We start from the raw sequence: 17050 nt of genomic DNA, 5'->3' as shown, positions 1-17050 counted from the left end.
CCTTGGAGGGCTGAGGGCAGCTGTCAAGTAATCCTTGACAGCTCGTCTGGAGGCAAAGAGGCAGATGTGATCTGAAGTCGAATAGAGGTTCAATTATCCGGAAAACCCGGATAACTGCCGTCAGTAGCAAACCGGCCCATATTGAGACGGGCTCGACTTGAGGGCTGACTTGGGGGGTGAACTTGCGACAAACTCGCGACACGAATCACGGCATGAAGTTTATGCGCGGATGGACCGAGCTATTAAGCACCGCTTAACAACTGTCATGGGAAGCCCACGACACGGCTTCCGACCGGAGCGTCCCGCCGCCTCACCGATCAAGTAACGACCAAGTAACCGACCAAGTAGGTTCACGCCCGTCGTTGAGGGTGATTTTCGGCAATTCCGGGGGAACCCGGTCTGTAGATGAGAACAGGAACGGTATGACACTCGCCTTTATCGCTGTAATTTTTGGTTTGGCGCTCCTCGTCTGGAGCGCTGACCGTTTTGTGGAGGGCTCGGCCTCCACCGCTCGCCATTTCGGTATGCCGCCGCTTTTGATCGGCATGGTGATTGTCGGGTTCGGTACCTCCGCGCCGGAGATGGTGGTGTCGGCCCTGGCCGCTTCGCAGGGTAACCCGGGCATCGCTCTGGGCAACGCTTACGGCTCGAACATCACCAACATCGCCCTGATCCTGGGGGTGACGGCCTTGATTAGCCCCATCGCCGTACATTCGCAGGTACTGCGCAAGGAGCTGCCCATCCTCACGGTGGTGACAGCGCTGGCGGCATGGCAACTCTGGGATGGCGAGATCACCCGGTTCGATGCTGTGGTGTTGCTCTGTGTATTCGGCGGGTTGATGGCCTGGACCATCTGGCAGGGTATGCAGAAAAAAGCCGATGCGCTTGGAAGCGAGATGGAGCAGGAGCTGGACGTCCGCGCCATGCCGATCCGCCGGGCGGTCTTCTGGCTGGTGGTCGGGCTGGCGTTTTTGCTTGTCAGTTCCCGCATCCTGGTCTGGGGTGCGGTGGAGATCGCTCATGGATTCGGAGTCAGCGACTTGATCATCGGCCTGACCATCGTCGCAGTCGGCACCTCGCTGCCGGAACTGGCCTCGTCTATTATTGCCACCCGCAAGGGAGAACACGACATCGCCCTGGGTAACGTGCTCGGTTCCAATCTGTTCAACACCCTGGCGGTGGTGGGTATCGCTGGCGCGATTCATCCTATGGCAGTAGGGCCGGAGGTTTTTAATCGCGACATATTGGTGATGGCCGCGCTGACCTTGTCGCTGTTCGTCATCGGTTACGGGTTCCGGGGGCCGGGACGTATCAACCGCATCGAGGGCGCGTTGTTGCTGGCTTGTTATGTGGGCTACACGGTCTACCTGGTCAGCACGGTGTTCGGATAGGCCGACTTGGGATTCAAGTGGATTTACGCTGTTGGCGCAGGTCATTGAGGACTTCGGCAGCGGGCCGAACCTTGCCATCCCGTATCTGCAGCTCGCCACGTCTCAGAATCTCCAGTAATGCGAAGGTTGCTTTTGCAGGATCGCCGTTAACAGAGGCTTGAAGCATCTTCTCATCTCCTATCAGTGGTAGTGGTTTCATGTCTGGTCAGTATTCCATGCTTCCGGACAAATCGACACCAGATATTCACAAATGGCGGCGGTTTGTCTGGATGGTCCGCGCTGCATGCGTCCTGAATCAGCTCTGCGGTAGATCCATCAGAAACCGCCAGACCGGCACCACCTGGATGGTGCCGAAACCCACGGGGATGGTTTCATCGGTGCGCCAGGTGACGATGGTCCCCTCCGCCACCGCCAGTTCGACCATGGCTTCGGAGAGGGAGCGGACCTCGCTCTGCTTGACGCGGGGATCGGCCAGTGAGGCGCAGACCTGGACCAGCAGTATGGTTCGTTCCTGTCCCGGCACTGACGGCAGCAGCGCGACAAGGTCCACCTCCCGGCCCGACTTGGTCTTGTGGTAGAAGATTTCCGGCGTCACCCGGCGCAGCGCGGTGAACACCAGATTCTCCAGCAGGCTGTCGCGGTTGGTGAGGATGCCGGAGCTGACTGAGGCCGCCAGCGCATGATCGATGCAGTAGGCCTTGCGGGGATTGACGCTGATCCGGGTCGGCGAGCTGGAAAAGATGTTCACACTGAACAGCAACCCGGCATCCTCGAACGCGACGAGCCAATCGACCACCGAGCTTTTGCGCACCCGGTGGCCAAGGGATTTCAGGTAATCGGTCAGGTGGCTGATGGCGTAGAAGTAGCCGCAGTTGTCCACCAGACAGTGGGCCAGGTCGACCACAGCCCGAGGGTGGGAGATGTTGTGGTAGCCGATGATGCTGGCGAGTATGGTATCCCAGTTGGCCTGATGAGCCTCGCTGCGCTGGCGCAGGTCGAGTTGAATCACGCCGGGGAAGCCGCCGACCTGCCAATAGTCATCGAACGCCTTCTGGATGGTCTGCCGCTGCTTGGTGGATAAGGGGCCGTCGCTTTCGATGCCCTTGCCGTCGAGAAACTCCCTGAACGACAACGGGAAGATCTCCCAGGAGACGATCAGGCCGGTCAGAGGGTGGGCGGTCTCCTCCTCCAGTGCGGGCAGCAAGGAACCGGCCACGGTGATCTCGCACTTTTCCGAGCGCACCAAGCGGTCGATGAAGAGCTGCCAGTGCGGGAGGGCCTGCACCTCGTCAAGGAAGCAATGTACCGTCACGCTGCCGCGTTTCTGCGGGTGGATATCAAAGTATGCCTTCAGGATGAGATCCGGGTTTTCGTGTCGCAGCCAGTAAAGCCGGTCATCGGCAAGATCGAGATAGAGGATGTTCTCGCGGGGAGCACCGCTCTCGATCAGCTGACGGATGCGTTGACGCAGCAAGGCGGTCTTGCCGCTACCCCTGACGCCGGTGACCACCGAGACCTTACCCGGCAGGCTGCCAATGGCGACACGCCGGGGGAGCAGTCCGCCCGGAGGCTCAAGGTTCTGGTATTCGCAGATGATTCGTTTCAGGCATTCGATCATGACATGGCCCGGTGCTCCCTGTTCGTTTTGGCAACCGCTGTCATTCATGCTTGGTGTGCCGAAAAAAGCAAATGGTTTGTCGAAACGGCAGTCGATTCCATTCGATTCCGCTTTCGGGAACCGAACCGCCGTCCGAAATCTTTGCCAGGAACAATCCAGCTTTGCGGAAAACAGGCGCGGATGTTACATAGGAGGAAGCGCTGTTTACGCCGCTTCGCGCTCGTACCAGGCGACGGTACCGCCGAGTCGCTCCTGACGCTTGACCGGACCTTTGGATGTGTGCCGGAAATCGGCGGTGATGACGTTGTTGCCGGTGCCCTGGTGGGGACGCTGGGTGTGGTAGTAATCGAGCCAGACACGGTTGATGTGGGCCAGTTGGCCCAAACCGAAGCAGACGAAGTGGTTCAGGCACTGGTGCTTGCAGGTGCCGATGAAGGATTCGCAGAAGGCGTTGGCCTGCGGCGCTTTCGGCGGGATGCGGATACAGCGCACCCCGACTCCTTTCCAGAAGGCATCGAACTGCCGGGTAAACTTGGTGTCGCGGTCACGGATCAGATACCTGGCTTCGATGCCGTGGTCATCGAGCCACATGGTCACATTCCGCGCCTGTTGCATTACCCAGGCTTCATCGGGGTGAAAGGTCGGCTGGCTCAGGTAGACCCGGCGGCTGCCGAGATGCAGGAAGACCAGCACATAGGCGTCGAACTTGCCACGCAGGGTATAGACCGGCTTGGTGAAGAAGTCGCAGGCCACCAGCGATTCCATATGGGCGCTGACGAATTTCGACCAGGGAAGGGCAGGCATGCTCTTGGTCTTCTCGGGAGGCAGCGGACAATCGGACCGCTTCAGGATATCGCGGATGGTGGTCAGCCCCACGGAAATGCCGAGCTTTTTCAGCTCGCCGAAAATGCGCTTGTAGCCCCATGAGAGATTCTCGGTCGCCATGCGCAGGATCAGCGCCACGATCTCTTCGGCGGTGCCGGGGCGGCCAACCGGTTTCGGAGTGCGGGTTTTGGCTTTCGGACTCAGCCAGCGCCGGTAGGTCTGCGACTTGACCACCAGCATGACGTCGGCGACGTCGTGGTTGATCTCATTTCCCAGCCGCAGCAGCTCCGCCCGCTCCTCCGGCGTGGGGACAATGCGCTGATCGTCGATCCGGTCACGCAGCATCTTGATCTGAAACATCAGCAGCTGCATCCGGACGTCGTATTTCGGCAGAAACCGATGCGCCATAAAGGTGAAAAGAACGAACAAAAGATTGAATTTCATGCCCAACCCACGATGCTGCACAGGATACATATCCTGCTGATTTCAATAGTGTTTAAATGGTGCATATGTTTCCGCACCCCTAGTAAAGACCCGGTTTCTCCCCTCCGGCAAACCGAGCCGAAAAGAAGCCGACAATCCATGCCACGGATCGGGTAAAAATACAACGAAACGATGTCGATGGAAGGCAATAAGACGGGGAAGTTGGAGCGCGATTTTCGGTGTCCGGTTGGACTGCAAACCCGTTATCCTCGTCCGGTGCAGGGAAATCGGGGGAGAAAATCGCTTCCTTTGACATGAACCGCCGCCGGATGTCGGCGGGCATTATTTCTCATGTTACATCAGTAGTTTACGGGTCAAGTCGAGGGTGGAGACTGTTTTGCGCCAGGTCGACGCACCCTCCAGTTATGGGGTAAGTTGAGGATGGAGGCTGTTTTGCGCCAGGTCGCCGCTCCCTCCAGCTGGAAGCGTTGGCACCGGCATTCGCTCGGCAGATCGAGTCGCTCAACCGGACCAGTCGGGATACGGCCCGGGATTCAAACCATACGGCCACCGCGCTGGCGACCCTGTTCAACGCATGGCGCACCGCGACCGAAACCAATGCGCGGGATGTTTACGGAGACCACCGGACGGACCCGGTTCAGGAGTTCGTCCAGCGGTATCAGATTCGTTTTGAAGACGATGGAAGTTTACGAGAGGTTCTTTCCCGGGACCTGTTCGTGGCCCTCAAGCGAGTCGCTCGGGATTTCGGTCTGCGTTTCGAGATGGACTCATCCCGGCAATTCGCACAGCGGCTGGTGAATGATCTGGAGACTATTCGAGGGGCAGGGTTCGACATTGAAATAGGCCAGAAGCGATACGGCACCAAGCTCTACACGATCCGTCGCGTTGAATGAGCCGGTAGCTGTCAAAGAAGGACGCCTTTCTCCTTCAGATTACCCCCGTCGTTTTCGCAATCTCTTAATCACATCGGCGGCAGGCTGGATCTTGCCGTCCCTGATCTGGCGTTCGCCAAGGGCCAGGATTTCTTGTAGCGCAACAGAATGCTTGCTCTGCTCGTTTTGATCGATTCTCTTCATTCATACCCCCATTGCTTTGAACCTCAGTTCCTCGCGTATCCTTCCCGGACGGCATTTTCCATGTCGGCCAACTCGTCATCGGTCAGAAACCCGAAATGCGATTCCCTCTTTCTCGCCGAAAGGCGACCATTGTTTTGTAGGCAGAGCTGGATAAAAAGATCAATGAGGCGGTCAGGCATGTCCACGATTTCCTGAATGGCCTGTTTGGTCCTGTCGTAATTCGCCAGAAAATCGAGTTCTTCCACCAGTTCGTGCTCAATGGTGAGCTTAACGAAATCGTACAACGCCTCTGCCTGAGCGGTCATGTCGATGTACCTGTACAGAAGTCCGGTCTCACCCGGCACCGTCATCTGGCCGAGATCGTCCAGGTCGTATTCAACCAGCCGCATCAGCGGGTTTGAGAACGCCTCCAGGGAGTGATCGTAAAGCGCCGGATTTTTCAGCATGGCGGCGGAGACCGGGAACATGAGCCCTTTCGGGATCTCGCCGCGCAGGAACAGGATATTGTGAATGAGAAACCGGTGAATACGGCCGTTGCCGTCCTCGAAGGGATGCATAAAGACGAAGCCGTAGGAGATGGCGGCGGCATGGATAATGGCGGGGACCGCGCCCTCCTTCATCACTTGGTGGGCAGCGAGCAGTCCCGCCATCAGTTCCGGGAGGTCGTCGGGCTTCGGGCAGACATAGTGAACGAGCTGCTTCTGGTAGGAAATAGTCTGACCGACGTAGTTCTGGTTGGCTCGGTAGTCCGTGTCCCGGAACCGGGGATCGACGATGCGGTTCTGCACGTCGATCAGGAGAGGCTTTTCGCAAAAGTCCTTGTGCTCGGCCATCTCCAGCAAGCCGATGAATTTCTCTGTCCGGGAGGCGCTCGGCTTGATGTGTTCGATCTCGAATGAGGACTTGGTCTCTTTGTTATACAGGTAGCTTAGTGCCCGTCTGAGAAGCTCCGGTGGATAGGAGGTCACGACCTCTTCGCACCTTTTCTGCAGGTCGATTCCTTCCATGGCGGCGAGCTTTTCGGTGCGCCGGATGATTGGACAAAAATCTTTCCCGCCAAGCAGATTGTCGATGACTCTCTGACGCTGCATGCGACGACCGGGCGCTGCGGTGTAGTAACGGTCCGGCTCAAGCAGCGGAGTGTAATTCCCCTTGGTCAGATCCGGCAGCGGGAGTTCCCGTCCGGTCAGGAATTCATACAGGAACCAGATCCTGCGGGCGTATTTCCCGGTTGGCTTCGAGCTGATCCAGGCCGCTATCTCGTCTTCTGGGACCACGTCGAAAAGGGCCGACAGGATGCCAAGATTGACGCCGTCGTACTTGAGGGCGAACTCCAGATGGTCTCCCGTCCCGTCTCCGGGCCAATAGGACTGGGGATAGACGGATTCCACCTGCCCATCCTGAATAGTCGAGCGCAGCGTTCCCGTCGGGCTGACTGAGGACGTGTGCCAGTTCGGCAAAGCGCTCAAGTCGTATTGCTCTATCAGAAACGCATAGCCTGCCAGCCGGTTCTGTGTCGTGTCCAATGTCATCACACCTCAAAAAATCGTTACGGATCTCAAAAAATGATTACCAAAAGCCTTTACGCTAAAAATATAGTTACATTGGCAGCAACTTTCAAGAGAATTGTTTGGGATGCCTGGGGTGAGGTCAAAACGGGAGCGGTTCTCAAAAAACGTGTTTGTATCGTAAAATACGATTACAAATAGGCATTCTTCAAGAAAAACAGTTATCAAAACCGTCGAGATACCGGCAGACGACGCACAGCCTCCCGTAGAAAGACCTTTCTACGCCGTAGAATGTCCCGGGAGCCACTTTCTACGCAGCAACCAATTGGTTTTAATCGATTTTCTTCGGAAGCGTAGAAAGGGTAGAAAGGTTTCCGGGATCACTCCCCCTGACTCATGATTTTTTCTGCTCCACGACCTTGGAGCTGGCTTACGGAAAAAATCCCCGTGCGGTAAGTAACTTCCATTACCTTTCTACACTTTCTACAAGAATAATCATAACCTATTGATTACATACATCTTTTTTACTTGTAGAAAGGTACCGTAGAAAGGGTGGCGGCGTAGAAACCCCTTTCTACAGCTCCGTCACCCGCTCAGGGGCTCCGGTAAGTAACCGGAAACGATGACTACCAACGTTTCCAGGGAAATTACCATGAGCCTTCTGACCACCATGATCCGTCACCTCGGCACGGATGCCTCCAAAGCCGACAGCCAAGCCAGCATCACCGCTTCCGAGACTTCGGAAAACTGCCAGTCCCTTTTCGTCACCACCAATCTTGAAATCAGGAAGTTCGCCTGGGTCCGGGTGGGTGAGATCGACATCGAGCAGAACGGCAAGGTTTTTCGTCTGCTATCGCCTGAATACTTCGCATGGCTGCGTTCCCGCATGGTTACCGCCCAAGCCGCGCACAAGGCTGGAAAACTCCCCGAGGATGCCTGGAACACGCTGCGGCAGCGATTCAACGCCCTGCAGGAGCTGGCCATCCGGGAATTCGGCAAGGAAAGCCTGCAGGAGGTCCTGCAGTCCTTTTCCCCAAAGAACTACCGGCCACCCGCGCTTCGTTCCGAGCCCCAGGAGAAACCCGTCGAAGTTCCCAGAAAGGACTGGATTTATCCCGGGAACCAAGCTTGGAAATGTAAGCAGCCGGTGACTTCCCAGGCTGTCGCCAAGGTCGACGCCATCCGTGAGGAGGCCATGGCCAAGGGTTGGTCCGAGGCACGCCTCTATCAGAACCAGGGCCGGTTTCGGTTTCCCTGCGGCGAGGACTACGGCCTGGTCTGTTTCGTCGATGGCGATCAGGAGATTGGCGAGGTCACCGAGCGTTCTATCGAAATTATCCATGGGCCGAAGTCAGGGCGTCCCAGCACGCTGCGGTTCTACAACCCGGAGGTGCCGCAGCCGTGGATGAAGAAAGTGGAGGATTGAGCCGTGAAGAAAAAGAAACGCTACGCCAACGCCAAGGATGTCCTGCCCGAGGAACTCTTCGAGCAAATCCAGAAGCACTACACTGGAATTCTCTGGGTCCCGGCACCGAGCAGGTTTTACCAGGAGCGCCGCGACCTGGTGCTTGCCCTTCATCTGCAGGGGATCAGCAGCCAGGAGATCTCCAACCTCGCCGGAGTGACCACCCGCCGGGTCAACCAGATCATCGCCGCCGAACGAAAGCAGGATCGGGACCGACAGTTGAGCGCCGCTTCCGGTAAGTAACCCCTGAACCGGCGGGAGCGCGCTTGGAGGCTAAATCGGCCTCCCGCCCCGCATCCCGGCTTGGGAAAACAATATTCGGCAGGATTTCCACGTGGCACTGAACAAACCGGACAAAGAAACGCTGGACCGCTGGCACCGCAACGAGGGCAAGACCGAACCGCCCAAGCGTGGGGCCGGAGCACCCGAGGGCAACCAGTATCGGCTTACGCACGGCATCTTCGCCGACCGCTGTCTGACCCCGGAAGAGAAGGTCATGTTCGACGTGATCATCGAGCGTCTCAACCAGGACTTCGTGTTCAACAAGTCCAGTGACTTCCTTCAGGTCGAACTGGTGGGCGTCTACTCCGTCAAGCTGGTCCGCGCCCAGATCGAAGGGAATACCCAGGCGGCTGAAAGCCTCGACCGCATGATCCGCTGCCACATGAAGGATCTCAAGACCACCAAGATCGCCCGCGAGGGTGAGGAGCCGCAAGACCCGCAGACCTCTCCGGCGGAATGGGCGGCGGCGCTGCTCGAGAAGGTGGCCGAGGCCGCCGCTGCTCCGGCCGGTAAGACCTCCAGCCGTAAAAAACGCGGAAAGAATTGCGGATAACACCATGGAGGGCTTTTCCGATGACCCCGGCACACGGCGACTTGCGGCAGACAGCTTCACCAGGAATTGCGGATAAGACGTGTTCTATTCAATCCGCAATCAAGGGTATCGAGCACAGATGCACCGGCAGGAGACAGCGATACACGCTTGACGGAGAAGTTTTCGGAAACTTTCAACTCTTTCTGGAAGCGGTATTCAACAGACCTCTGGCAGAGATTGTTTACGCCTTTTACATCGAGAACCAAATGAGCTCCCTGGATATTCACAAGGCGTTTTCGAATGCCTTTGGATTTGAGGTCAGCGAGCGGACCATCTCCACTGTCATCAAAAACTCCGGAGTGAAAATCCGGGACCGAGCTGAAACGAAATCACTCGCCTGGAAGCAGGGGAAGATGGCCGGGTCCATGGCTCGCTCACGCCAGAGCCGCAAGCTGGCATACCTTCTCGGCTCGCGGGCGGAACAAAAAATTCGCTATCTGCTCCGAGAGGCTTTGATGGCACTGGACGTCAAATGGGATGTGGTGATCGGTGACAACCTTCAGCACATTCACGAGCGCTTCGAGATCGATATTCCGGTGGTCCTCATCGACCGAGGGACGGGGAGGGCGTGCCGGATCGCCATCGAGGTGGACAGCGCGTACACCCATTCATCCATGGAAGTTCGTGATCGGGATACACGAAAGGACATCTCTCTGAAAAAAGCGGGCTGACGGGTCGTCAGGGTTGATGGAGACTGTTTGCGAAAGAAATCCCCGCTTGCCGAAGCTGTCGCGGATCTCGCGCTTTCTATCGAGCGGATCGCGGGGAAATTATTCGCTGACAGCTTTTCTCCCGGGAGCCACTCGTGAGTACGGGTATGACCGGATTACAGCGCCCGGCTCCAGCGACGGATGAAAACGGCGACCTCGGCCTTGTCGATTTCTCCCCGGGTGACAGACAGCACCATCTCGGCGAAATCGTCTTCCGGCGCATCGAAGTCATGGCCGTTCAAGAGCAGGAACACCAATGCAGCCACCGCGCCGACCCGCTTGTTGCCGTCCACGAAGGGATGGTTCTTGACCAGGTGAAAGAGATAGGCGGCTGCCATCTCGTACACATCGGTGTGCAGGAACTCACCGCCGTAGGTGGCCGCTGGCATGCCGAGAGCGGACTTGAGCAGCTCGATATCCCGGATGCCCGAACCGCCGCCGTAACGCGCCAACTGATCCTGGTGAATTTCAAGCACCTCGGTCAGGCTGAGAAACTTCGGTTCCATGACTTATTCCGCCAGCTTCTTCAGGGCCTTGGGATAACGGGCGTTGACCTTGCCGAGGGCGGTCCTGAACTCCTCGCGCCGACCGGCGTCCTTTACAGGGGAAAGAATCAGCACCTGGCCGTCGGTGGTGACGTCGAAGGGTGTTTCCGCATCGGCCCCGAGCAGTTCCAGAACGGGCTTCTCGATGACCAGCGCCAGGCTGTTTCCGTGTTTGGTCAGGGTTTTAATCATGATGGTCTCCCTTGTATTATGTTATTACAATGTCAATACGATGATATAACCGAAGGGCAATTTTGTCAAGATCCGAACCGCATAAGCCAAGTAGATATTGGCATGTTCACGCCGGGGCTCTCTCACGCAACCCAAGTAAATATGGGCATGTCGAGCCCCAGGCAGAACCGGCCAAGCCCCGCAAACAGCCATTCCTTCGGCAGCGGCCCTCGCACATGCCAAGCAGATATTGCCATGTGTGTTCCGCGCCCGGAGCGCACAAGCCAAGCAGTTATAGCGATGTGCGGCCGACAGACAGCGAATGAGAAATTCCGGTCAATCGATATTTCCCGCTCCGCCCGGGAGGCCGAGAACCATCGTCATGATCATTCATCATCGGCGGATGTGTTCTTCTGCGGGCACTGTCATTCACTGTCTTCGATACTGTCTTCCCCAACGAAAACAGGAGCAGCCGAGGCCGCTCCCATCGTCGGGTCCGGAAAGATCAGAGGCGTTCGAGGGCTTCCTCGAGCTGACCGTCCACGAGGTGAGTGTAGATCTGGGTGGTGGACACGTCCCGGTGCCCCAAGGCCCGCTGCACCACGAGCAGGTCATTGGTCGCGCCGTAGAGGTGGGTGGCGAAGGTATGCCGCAGCCCGTGCGGCGTCAGTTCCTTTTCGATCCCGGCCTTCCGCAGCCAGTGGGCGAGCCGGTTGGCAATCTGCCGCTGGCAGAGCCTGCCGTCCCGGTTCGACAGGAACAGGGCTTCCATTTCCGGGCGACCGTGTCGACGGCGCTCGGCCAGGTAACGGCGCAGCAATGTGCGGAGGTCGGTCTTGATGAACTTGACCTGCGGCACATTCCCCTTGGCCCGCACCCGCAGATGCTTGGCGTCGAGGTCGATGTCATCCATGTCGAGCGCGGCCAGCTCGCCAAGCCTGATCCCGGTGCCCAGCAGCACCTCGATCATGGCGCGGTCGCGCAGCGCGGAGAAGTCGCTCCGTCCCTTGAGTTCCTTGAGCAGGCGTTTCTTTTCGGTGGTGGTCAGGAACACCGGCAGCTTTCTCGGCAGCCGATGCATGCGGATGGACCGGGCCGGATTGTCATCGACCACGCCAGCCTCGGAGGCCCAGGCGAAAAAGGCCCGCACTGCCGCCTTCATCCGATGGAGCGAGGCCGCCGAGCGTGGGCCGCGCTCACTCTCGGTGACCGCCCCGGCGAAGAACACCTGGTCGAGGAGTCCTGCCGTGACCGCCCGACAGACGATACCCGGGGCCAGCTCCCCGGCCACGCGGGCCACCATGGCGAGGTCCCGGCGGTATGCGGCTATGGTCGCCGGGGAGCGGCCTTCGGCCGACAGGCGGGCACAGAACGCCTCTATCGCGCCCGTCAGGTCGAGGTCAGCCGTTCGGTTGCTCATCGCTGGCCTCCTTCACCCGGCTGTGGCCCATGGGTGTGCTCTTGGGCAGCGGCAGCTCCTCGATGCGCCCCGATTCTCTGGCCCAGACCATCATCATGCGGAACACCCGGACGGTCTTGGCGACGGTGCGTTCAGCCCGCTCCTTGCCGTCGGGGAGTTTGAGCAGCAGGTCGGACTTGTAGAACTTTCCGACCTGGGGAAGCCGGATCTCTGCGAGCTGGCGATCCGCCCCGAAGAAGGCCTCCACCACATCGAGGTCCTTCCGGTAGGTGTAGAGGGTCCGCTCTTTCTTTCCGGATTCCCGCAGGTGGCCGATGAAAGCCTCGGCGGCTTGATGCACGGTGCATTCGGTCATGTCGATGTCTCCTTTGTCGGTGGCCCGGTGTGTTCAGGACAGGAACTCGTCCAGCTCCCGCAGCAGTTCCTCGACGTGGCCGAGGGAGCCGACGCTCGCCCAGGTGATGTCCGGCTGCTTCGCGTCCGTTTCGAGCTTGCCGCGAATGCCCTCGATCAGTCGGGTGATGTTCTCCTGCTTTTCTCGGTACGCCTTGAGTGCCTGCTGGCGGTTTCTGTCGTAGGTCATGGCCTGTCTCCGGTTCCGTTTTTCGTGGATGCGGGACCATCCCGCGTCACATCCAATGACGCTTCTATTTCGTTGGAAATCAAGTGTTTGCAGAGATCTTTCTGCATGTGCCCCAAACCCATAACCCAAAGGAGATCAACATGTTGAAGAAGACCCTCGAATGGACCATCCCGTTGGCCCTGGCCGTGATCATGATCGGCTGTGCAACCTACCGACCTCCGGCCCAGATCCAGTCGGCGGTGGCCACCGTCAACCGCCACACGCCCGAGTACGTGACCGAGGCCAACAAGGCGCTGCGCGAGGTCGGCCACCCGGACGCCGAGCGCCTGACCGGAGTCGGCCTGCGCCTGCAGACCGCCGTGGACGCCCTTGACCAGTGGGCCAACGGCGCGAACCAGGAGGCAGGCCAATGAAAGAGATCCTTCAGGAAAACAGCGATGCCGTCCGCCAGGCCGGTGAGGCCCTGGTCGAAATCGGCACCGAGCTGGCGGCGGGACGGATCGACAACGCCCTCGGCCGTCTGGAAGCGGCCCAGCAGCAGTACCAATCCTGGGCGGAGTTGGACCAGGCCATCATCGACATTCAGGAGGCTGTCCACGACCGGAAGAACACCCTGGCCGTGCAGCAGATCCTGACGGAACTGGTGGGAACCATCCTCGGCAGCGCCTTGAGGACTGGAATGCACTGATGGCGGTAACCGACAAGGAGCGCAAACTCGCGGCGACCCTGAGCGATCCCGTGTTGTGGGGGCAAGCCTACCTCTACAACCGGGATGGCTCAGGCCGCGACTATTGGCCGCATCAGGTGGAGGACCTGCGCTGCCCGGCCAAGAACATCATCCACCTCGACGGCCGGGACGTGGGTGACCCCGGCATCATCACCGTGCTCAAAGGCAACAAGCCGCTCTGCCTGCGCATCCACCGCCAGCACCGGGTGGTGCTCTACGCCTCGGACGACGCTTTCATCGACTTTGCCGTGGACAACGAGAAGGGCTGGCGCGTGCTGGAAGTGCCGCCCATGACCATGCTCACCATCCGCCACGAGGATGTGCGAGCCATCGAAAACAGCGAATTCCGCTTCATCATCCAGGAGCGCAAAGGGACGAGCTGATTGATGATTTCGGATTGCGGACTGCGGACTGCGGACTGCGGATTACTTGCGTGAGCGGGCGGTTTTTATGGAGGCAACGACCATGGAAAGAATTTCATTTGCTTCGTTTTTCAGATCGGTCAAGCGCTTCTCGTTCATTAAACCGGCTTCGGCGATCAGCTCCATCCAGTAGATGGATTCATCGCATTCTTCCTCGACGATGGCCATTTTAGCGATGAAGTCGGCAGGGGATTTGGCGCGGCAGGAGGCCCGATAGTTCGCGCCAACCGAGGTGCCACAGCGGAGCAACTGGTTTCCAATCACTTTCGCGGTCTGGTTTTTCGGCAACGCTTCCTCCAACCGGATCACCCTGATCGCGAAAGTTCTGGTTCTGTTTTTGAACTCATCAGCATCCATGGAGGCAACATATGACATTTTCAATCAATCCTCAATCCGAAATCCCCAATCAGCAATTGTTGCGGCTCTTCGTCTACGGCACCCTGAAACGGGGCTACTGGAACCATCAACGTTTCTGCGCCCAGGCCCGCAGCATCGAACCGGCCGTGGTCTGGGGCAGGCTCTACCACCTCCACGCCGGGTTTCCGGCTCTTGAGGTGCCGGAAGGTCTGATCCTGGCCAGAGGCACCGCCGACCCACTGGCCGATGCCCGCAGGCAACAGGATGTTGGCACGCCACGCTTCGGCCGCCCGACCGGCGACTGGGATCTGATCCATGGGGAACTGGTGACCTTCACCGACCCGCAGCGCGACCTGTCACCCATCGACCGGCTGGAAGGATTTCGGCCCGGGGGGCACAGCATGTACCAGCGGGTGATGGTGGCGGCAGCCAGGGGCTCAATCGCCTGTGCCGTATGGACTTACACCATGCATGCGCCTCAGAACGGCGAACGTATCACCAACGACAATCAGGCCGTTTGTTGGCAGTCGGCACAAAACGCTTGATTTTTGTATTCCCTTAATCAAAAGTTGGGTTCAATTCCCCGCAGCTTGCTGCGCGATTTTTACTAAGGGTGTAGGCTGTTGATACCCCGTAGCTTGCTGCGGGGTAGTTCATTCGCCATCGTTTCTGCTCCTCGGTGGGGGAATTGCCCCACTCTCTCATGGAGCAGATACACAGTTCAATTTACAGGCTCAGGAGCGCGGGCTTTGAGACTGTTTTGCGGTAGGTTGTCGTTCCCTCCACCATTTAGAAAAGACAGACCCGTCCACTAACCGCGTCCGGTTGGTGGACGGGTTTTCTTTTTATGCGTATTGTCAGCGACTTACGCCGCTCTTAGGGTGTCGGCGCTATCGCCTTGATCACTCCCTTTTCGGGAAATCCGTCATACCCCGCTTCTCTTTCCCCTCAAAACTCTCCGCATTCTCACCCCCATTCTCCGGACCTCGTCCGGTTTCCTGCATTTTTTCCTGCAACCGCTGTTCGGCGATCTCGTCGGCAAACTGATTGATACTTTTCATGATTCCGTCAAACAGGTCGTTGATGTCCATGGTCGGTGGCTCCTCATTTTGGTTTATGCCCTTACTTACCGGAGAGACGGAGAAAGTGTCGGGCAACGGGTGAAATTCTTGTGTGCTGGCCTTCTGAGGGGTTACTTACCGGGAGGTGCTGGGATGTGTCGGGGATGAGAGCGAAATTCGGCAAACGTGCATTGATGATTGTCCGCGTAGATTCCTTGATACTAGTGCAGGCCCCCTCCATAGATACCGGACCATCCGGTATCCTTTGAGAAACAAGAAACCCTCTCAAAGAAAGGAGCCTGCACCATGAAATTCTACACGAAACAGCACCAATTCTATTGCGGCGTCGATCTGCATGCAGACGCCATGTACGTCTGCATCCTTGATGCGACCGGCGAGGTGGTGGTTCATCAGAACATCCCGACCAAACCGAAAAACTTCCTGCGACTGATCAAACCCTACCGCTCCGGCATCGTGGTCGGCTGCGAGTGCATGTTTACCTGGTACTGGCTGGCCGATCTGTGCACCGAGCAGGAGATTGACTTCGTCCTCGGTCATGCCCTCTACATGAAGGCAATTCACGGCGGCAAGGCCAAGAACGATCGCATCGATTCCCACAAGATCGCCGTACTGCTGCGCGGCGGTTCTTTTCCGCTGGCCTATACCTACCCCAAGCCGATGCGGGCGACGAGGGACTTGCTGCGCCGCCGCAATCATCTCGCCCGCAAACGGGGCGAACTCTTCGCCCACATCCAGAACACCGCCACCCAGTACAACCTCCCCGAGCCGCTGGGACGTATCGCCAAACCGAGCGAGCGCGGTGATCTGCTCAAAAAGTTTCCCGATTCGGTGGTACGTCGCATGGTCGAGGTCGACCTGCTCACCATCGAACATTACGAACAGCTGCTGGATCGACTGGAGCGGGAACTGGAGCGCATCGCCACCGGTCATGATCCGATCAACCTGGCGCTGCTCAAATCGATTCCCGGGGTCGGCAAGATCCTCGGCATGGTGATGCTCTACGAGATCGAGGACATCGCCCGCTTCCCCCGCGAGCAGGACTTTGCCTCCTATTGCCGGCTGGTCAAGCCGGGCAAGGAATCGAACGGCAAGCATTATGGCCATTCGGGCAAGAAGATCGGCAACGCCCATCTGCGCTGGGCTTTTGGCGAGGCCGTGGTGCTGATGCTCAAAGGGAACAAGCCGGCTCAAACCATGCTGCAACGCCTGGCCAGCAAGCACGGCAAGGGGAAAGCCCTGGCCATCCTGGCCCATCGTCTCGGTCGTGCCGTCTATTACATGCTCAAAAATCAGGTGCCCTTCGACCAGGACAGGTTCCTGCGCAAGGCCGCCTGACGCGGAGGGGGCGGATCAGCCAGACCGTCTAACTGGAGGCAACCACAGCGGCGAGATAAGCTCGGCGGCCATAAGCAAGCGCAGACTTCTGGGCCAACAGCCCGACTTGGGCCGCATCATCCGCCAACTTCCGCCAGCCGGTTTGTTTTGATTGGAGGTCCGCCCCGCTCCAACAGCTTGCGCGATGGTCCAAAGGGCCCGCGCCGGATTCTGCCCCTTCCCCGATCCCGCACCTAACTGCGGCCATCGGCACCAAGATGGACCTCGCTATTTTGATTGGGACGGCATGAGGGCACGAGCGTGATTCCAGGCGGCAGGGAGAACCAGGTCGACAAAGACCGGCCCCTGCATCAAGAGCCTCGATAAGTGTTTGGAGCAGAATTCGTCTGCAGCCAGAAGAGAATCCCAAGCCGGAACCCGGTTGGCTCTTAAGTGATCAGTCGCATGTCAAAGAACGGGAGGGAAAACCTTTTTCGTTATCGGACTTTTTTACCCTT

General features: G+C 58.3%; 23 protein-coding genes. 11 read left to right on the top strand and 12 right to left on the bottom strand.

Features of this window, described 5'->3' with window-relative positions:
• Positions 1-422 precede the first annotated feature (422 nt).
• Complete coding sequence (locus ACYQ8E_RS04475; RefSeq protein ID WP_459860248.1) at positions 423-1391, top strand: calcium/sodium antiporter; 969 nt, start codon at positions 423-425, stop codon at positions 1389-1391.
• Between the two features lie 13 nt (positions 1392-1404).
• Here ACYQ8E_RS04475 and ACYQ8E_RS04470 read toward each other — a convergent pair whose 3' ends face one another.
• From ACYQ8E_RS04470 to ACYQ8E_RS04460, 3 genes are all read right to left on the bottom strand, one after another.
• Positions 1405-1557 (bottom strand): hypothetical protein, encoded by a 153-nt coding sequence (locus ACYQ8E_RS04470; RefSeq protein WP_459860246.1) that lies wholly within the window; start codon positions 1555-1557, stop codon positions 1405-1407.
• Between the two features lie 129 nt (positions 1558-1686).
• The gene (locus ACYQ8E_RS04465; protein ID WP_459860244.1) at positions 1687-3009 is read right to left on the bottom strand and encodes an ATP-binding protein; all 1323 of its coding nucleotides are present in this window, start codon (positions 3007-3009) and stop codon (positions 1687-1689) included.
• Positions 3010-3213: 204 nt separating this feature from the next.
• Positions 3214-4278, bottom strand: a complete 1065-nt coding sequence (locus ACYQ8E_RS04460) for an integrase core domain-containing protein (protein WP_459860243.1) — start codon at positions 4276-4278, stop codon at positions 3214-3216.
• 467 nt (positions 4279-4745) lie between these two features.
• Here ACYQ8E_RS04460 and ACYQ8E_RS04455 point away from each other — a divergent pair, with 467 nt between their 5' ends.
• Positions 4746-5171, top strand: coding sequence for a hypothetical protein (locus ACYQ8E_RS04455; protein ID WP_459860241.1), 426 nt, complete (start codon positions 4746-4748; stop codon positions 5169-5171).
• A 39-nt stretch (positions 5172-5210) separates the two neighbouring features.
• Here ACYQ8E_RS04455 and ACYQ8E_RS04450 read toward each other — a convergent pair whose 3' ends face one another.
• Together ACYQ8E_RS04450 and ACYQ8E_RS04445 are read right to left on the bottom strand one after the other, a co-directional pair.
• The gene (locus ACYQ8E_RS04450) at positions 5211-5354 is read right to left on the bottom strand and encodes a hypothetical protein (protein WP_153307311.1); all 144 of its coding nucleotides are present in this window, start codon (positions 5352-5354) and stop codon (positions 5211-5213) included.
• A gap of 23 nt (positions 5355-5377) precedes the next feature.
• On the bottom strand, positions 5378-6886 hold the full coding sequence (locus ACYQ8E_RS04445) for a Fic family protein (protein WP_015721260.1): 1509 nt from the start codon (positions 6884-6886) through the stop codon (positions 5378-5380).
• Between the two features lie 628 nt (positions 6887-7514).
• On the opposite strand from ACYQ8E_RS04445, the gene ACYQ8E_RS04440 reads away from it, so the two are divergent.
• From ACYQ8E_RS04440 to ACYQ8E_RS04425, 4 genes are all read left to right on the top strand, one after another.
• A complete protein-coding gene (locus ACYQ8E_RS04440; RefSeq protein ID WP_066727344.1) occupies positions 7515-8288 on the top strand; it encodes a hypothetical protein in 774 nt (257 codons plus the stop codon).
• A 3-nt stretch (positions 8289-8291) separates the two neighbouring features.
• Positions 8292-8570: a hypothetical protein gene (locus ACYQ8E_RS04435; RefSeq protein ID WP_027182217.1), complete on the top strand. Its 279-nt coding sequence runs from the start codon at positions 8292-8294 to the stop codon at positions 8568-8570.
• 91 nt (positions 8571-8661) lie between these two features.
• Complete coding sequence (locus ACYQ8E_RS04430; protein WP_066727343.1) at positions 8662-9162, top strand: hypothetical protein; 501 nt, start codon at positions 8662-8664, stop codon at positions 9160-9162.
• 20 nt (positions 9163-9182) lie between these two features.
• A complete protein-coding gene (locus ACYQ8E_RS04425) occupies positions 9183-9872 on the top strand; it encodes a hypothetical protein (protein WP_066727341.1) in 690 nt (229 codons plus the stop codon).
• A gap of 155 nt (positions 9873-10027) precedes the next feature.
• On the opposite strand, the gene ACYQ8E_RS04420 is transcribed toward ACYQ8E_RS04425, so the two are convergent.
• From ACYQ8E_RS04420 to ACYQ8E_RS04400, 5 genes are all read right to left on the bottom strand, one after another.
• Positions 10028-10417: a type II toxin-antitoxin system death-on-curing family toxin gene (locus ACYQ8E_RS04420; RefSeq protein WP_066727339.1), complete on the bottom strand. Its 390-nt coding sequence runs from the start codon at positions 10415-10417 to the stop codon at positions 10028-10030.
• A gap of 3 nt (positions 10418-10420) precedes the next feature.
• Positions 10421-10648, bottom strand: a complete 228-nt coding sequence (locus ACYQ8E_RS04415) for an AbrB/MazE/SpoVT family DNA-binding domain-containing protein (RefSeq protein ID WP_066727337.1) — start codon at positions 10646-10648, stop codon at positions 10421-10423.
• A gap of 484 nt (positions 10649-11132) precedes the next feature.
• Complete coding sequence (locus tag ACYQ8E_RS04410; protein ID WP_066727335.1) at positions 11133-12047, bottom strand: tyrosine-type recombinase/integrase; 915 nt, start codon at positions 12045-12047, stop codon at positions 11133-11135.
• Positions 12028-12402 (bottom strand): hypothetical protein, encoded by a 375-nt coding sequence (locus tag ACYQ8E_RS04405; protein WP_066727332.1) that lies wholly within the window; start codon positions 12400-12402, stop codon positions 12028-12030. Before ACYQ8E_RS04405 ends, ACYQ8E_RS04410 begins: the two co-directional genes overlap by 20 nt.
• Positions 12403-12435: 33 nt before the next feature.
• Positions 12436-12630, bottom strand: a complete 195-nt coding sequence (locus ACYQ8E_RS04400; protein WP_066727330.1) for a hypothetical protein — start codon at positions 12628-12630, stop codon at positions 12436-12438.
• A gap of 140 nt (positions 12631-12770) precedes the next feature.
• On the opposite strand from ACYQ8E_RS04400, the gene ACYQ8E_RS04395 reads away from it, so the two are divergent.
• From ACYQ8E_RS04395 to ACYQ8E_RS04385, 3 genes are read left to right on the top strand one after another with little or no spacing between them, the layout of a single operon-like run.
• A complete protein-coding gene (locus ACYQ8E_RS04395) occupies positions 12771-13043 on the top strand; it encodes a hypothetical protein (protein WP_066727328.1) in 273 nt (90 codons plus the stop codon).
• Entirely contained in the window at positions 13040-13318 is a 279-nt protein-coding gene (locus ACYQ8E_RS04390) for a hypothetical protein (RefSeq protein WP_066727325.1), read from the top strand. The genes ACYQ8E_RS04395 and ACYQ8E_RS04390 overlap by 4 nt, the downstream gene beginning before the upstream one ends.
• Entirely contained in the window at positions 13318-13740 is a 423-nt protein-coding gene (locus ACYQ8E_RS04385; protein WP_459860234.1) for a hypothetical protein, read from the top strand. The genes ACYQ8E_RS04390 and ACYQ8E_RS04385 overlap by 1 nt, the downstream gene beginning before the upstream one ends.
• A gap of 42 nt (positions 13741-13782) precedes the next feature.
• On the opposite strand, the gene ACYQ8E_RS04380 is transcribed toward ACYQ8E_RS04385, so the two are convergent.
• Positions 13783-14154: a four helix bundle protein gene (locus ACYQ8E_RS04380; RefSeq protein WP_197463626.1), complete on the bottom strand. Its 372-nt coding sequence runs from the start codon at positions 14152-14154 to the stop codon at positions 13783-13785.
• On the opposite strand from ACYQ8E_RS04380, the gene ACYQ8E_RS04375 reads away from it, so the two are divergent.
• Positions 14148-14681 carry a gamma-glutamylcyclotransferase family protein gene (locus tag ACYQ8E_RS04375; RefSeq protein ID WP_066727317.1) on the top strand — a complete coding sequence of 178 codons (534 nt, stop codon included), beginning with the start codon at positions 14148-14150 and terminating at the stop codon, positions 14679-14681. The genes ACYQ8E_RS04380 and ACYQ8E_RS04375 overlap by 7 nt on opposite strands.
• Positions 14682-15038: 357 nt before the next feature.
• On the opposite strand, the gene ACYQ8E_RS04370 is transcribed toward ACYQ8E_RS04375, so the two are convergent.
• Positions 15039-15227: a hypothetical protein gene (locus ACYQ8E_RS04370; protein WP_066727315.1), complete on the bottom strand. Its 189-nt coding sequence runs from the start codon at positions 15225-15227 to the stop codon at positions 15039-15041.
• Between the two features lie 276 nt (positions 15228-15503).
• Here ACYQ8E_RS04370 and ACYQ8E_RS04365 point away from each other — a divergent pair, with 276 nt between their 5' ends.
• Positions 15504-16553 (top strand): IS110 family RNA-guided transposase, encoded by a 1050-nt coding sequence (locus ACYQ8E_RS04365; RefSeq protein ID WP_066723639.1) that lies wholly within the window; start codon positions 15504-15506, stop codon positions 16551-16553.
• Positions 16554-17050 lie beyond the last annotated feature (497 nt).

The sequence above is a fragment of the Desulfuromonas carbonis genome (assembly GCF_054658035.1).
The sequence above is the reverse complement of the archived record's forward strand: the minus strand, read 5'-3'. Positions and strand labels throughout refer to the sequence as shown.

What these genes read in the sequence shown, in the direction of transcription:
- ACYQ8E_RS04475 (WP_459860248.1), top strand. Translation starts at nt 423, where the DNA reads ATGACACTCGCCTTTATCGCTGTAATTTTTGGTTTGGCGCTCCTCGTC.
- ACYQ8E_RS04470 (WP_459860246.1), bottom strand. Translation starts at nt 1,557, where the DNA reads ATGCTTCAAGCCTCTGTTAACGGCGATCCTGCAAAAGCAACCTTCGCA.
- ACYQ8E_RS04465 (WP_459860244.1), bottom strand. Translation starts at nt 3,009, where the DNA reads ATGATCGAATGCCTGAAACGAATCATCTGCGAATACCAGAACCTTGAG.
- ACYQ8E_RS04460 (WP_459860243.1), bottom strand. Translation starts at nt 4,278, where the DNA reads ATGAAATTCAATCTTTTGTTCGTTCTTTTCACCTTTATGGCGCATCGG.
- ACYQ8E_RS04450 (WP_153307311.1), bottom strand. Translation starts at nt 5,354, where the DNA reads ATGAAGAGAATCGATCAAAACGAGCAGAGCAAGCATTCTGTTGCGCTA.
- ACYQ8E_RS04445 (WP_015721260.1), bottom strand. Translation starts at nt 6,886, where the DNA reads ATGACATTGGACACGACACAGAACCGGCTGGCAGGCTATGCGTTTCTG.
- ACYQ8E_RS04440 (WP_066727344.1), top strand. Translation starts at nt 7,515, where the DNA reads ATGAGCCTTCTGACCACCATGATCCGTCACCTCGGCACGGATGCCTCC.
- ACYQ8E_RS04425 (WP_066727341.1), top strand. Translation starts at nt 9,183, where the DNA reads ATGACCCCGGCACACGGCGACTTGCGGCAGACAGCTTCACCAGGAATT.
- ACYQ8E_RS04420 (WP_066727339.1), bottom strand. Translation starts at nt 10,417, where the DNA reads ATGGAACCGAAGTTTCTCAGCCTGACCGAGGTGCTTGAAATTCACCAG.
- ACYQ8E_RS04415 (WP_066727337.1), bottom strand. Translation starts at nt 10,648, where the DNA reads ATGATTAAAACCCTGACCAAACACGGAAACAGCCTGGCGCTGGTCATC.
- ACYQ8E_RS04410 (WP_066727335.1), bottom strand. Translation starts at nt 12,047, where the DNA reads ATGAGCAACCGAACGGCTGACCTCGACCTGACGGGCGCGATAGAGGCG.
- ACYQ8E_RS04405 (WP_066727332.1), bottom strand. Translation starts at nt 12,402, where the DNA reads ATGACCGAATGCACCGTGCATCAAGCCGCCGAGGCTTTCATCGGCCAC.
- ACYQ8E_RS04400 (WP_066727330.1), bottom strand. Translation starts at nt 12,630, where the DNA reads ATGACCTACGACAGAAACCGCCAGCAGGCACTCAAGGCGTACCGAGAA.
- ACYQ8E_RS04395 (WP_066727328.1), top strand. Translation starts at nt 12,771, where the DNA reads ATGTTGAAGAAGACCCTCGAATGGACCATCCCGTTGGCCCTGGCCGTG.
- ACYQ8E_RS04390 (WP_066727325.1), top strand. Translation starts at nt 13,040, where the DNA reads ATGAAAGAGATCCTTCAGGAAAACAGCGATGCCGTCCGCCAGGCCGGT.
- ACYQ8E_RS04385 (WP_459860234.1), top strand. Translation starts at nt 13,318, where the DNA reads ATGGCGGTAACCGACAAGGAGCGCAAACTCGCGGCGACCCTGAGCGAT.
- ACYQ8E_RS04375 (WP_066727317.1), top strand. Translation starts at nt 14,148, where the DNA reads ATGACATTTTCAATCAATCCTCAATCCGAAATCCCCAATCAGCAATTG.
- ACYQ8E_RS04380 (WP_197463626.1), bottom strand. Translation starts at nt 14,154, where the DNA reads ATGTCATATGTTGCCTCCATGGATGCTGATGAGTTCAAAAACAGAACC.
- ACYQ8E_RS04370 (WP_066727315.1), bottom strand. Translation starts at nt 15,227, where the DNA reads ATGGACATCAACGACCTGTTTGACGGAATCATGAAAAGTATCAATCAG.
- ACYQ8E_RS04365 (WP_066723639.1), top strand. Translation starts at nt 15,504, where the DNA reads ATGAAATTCTACACGAAACAGCACCAATTCTATTGCGGCGTCGATCTG.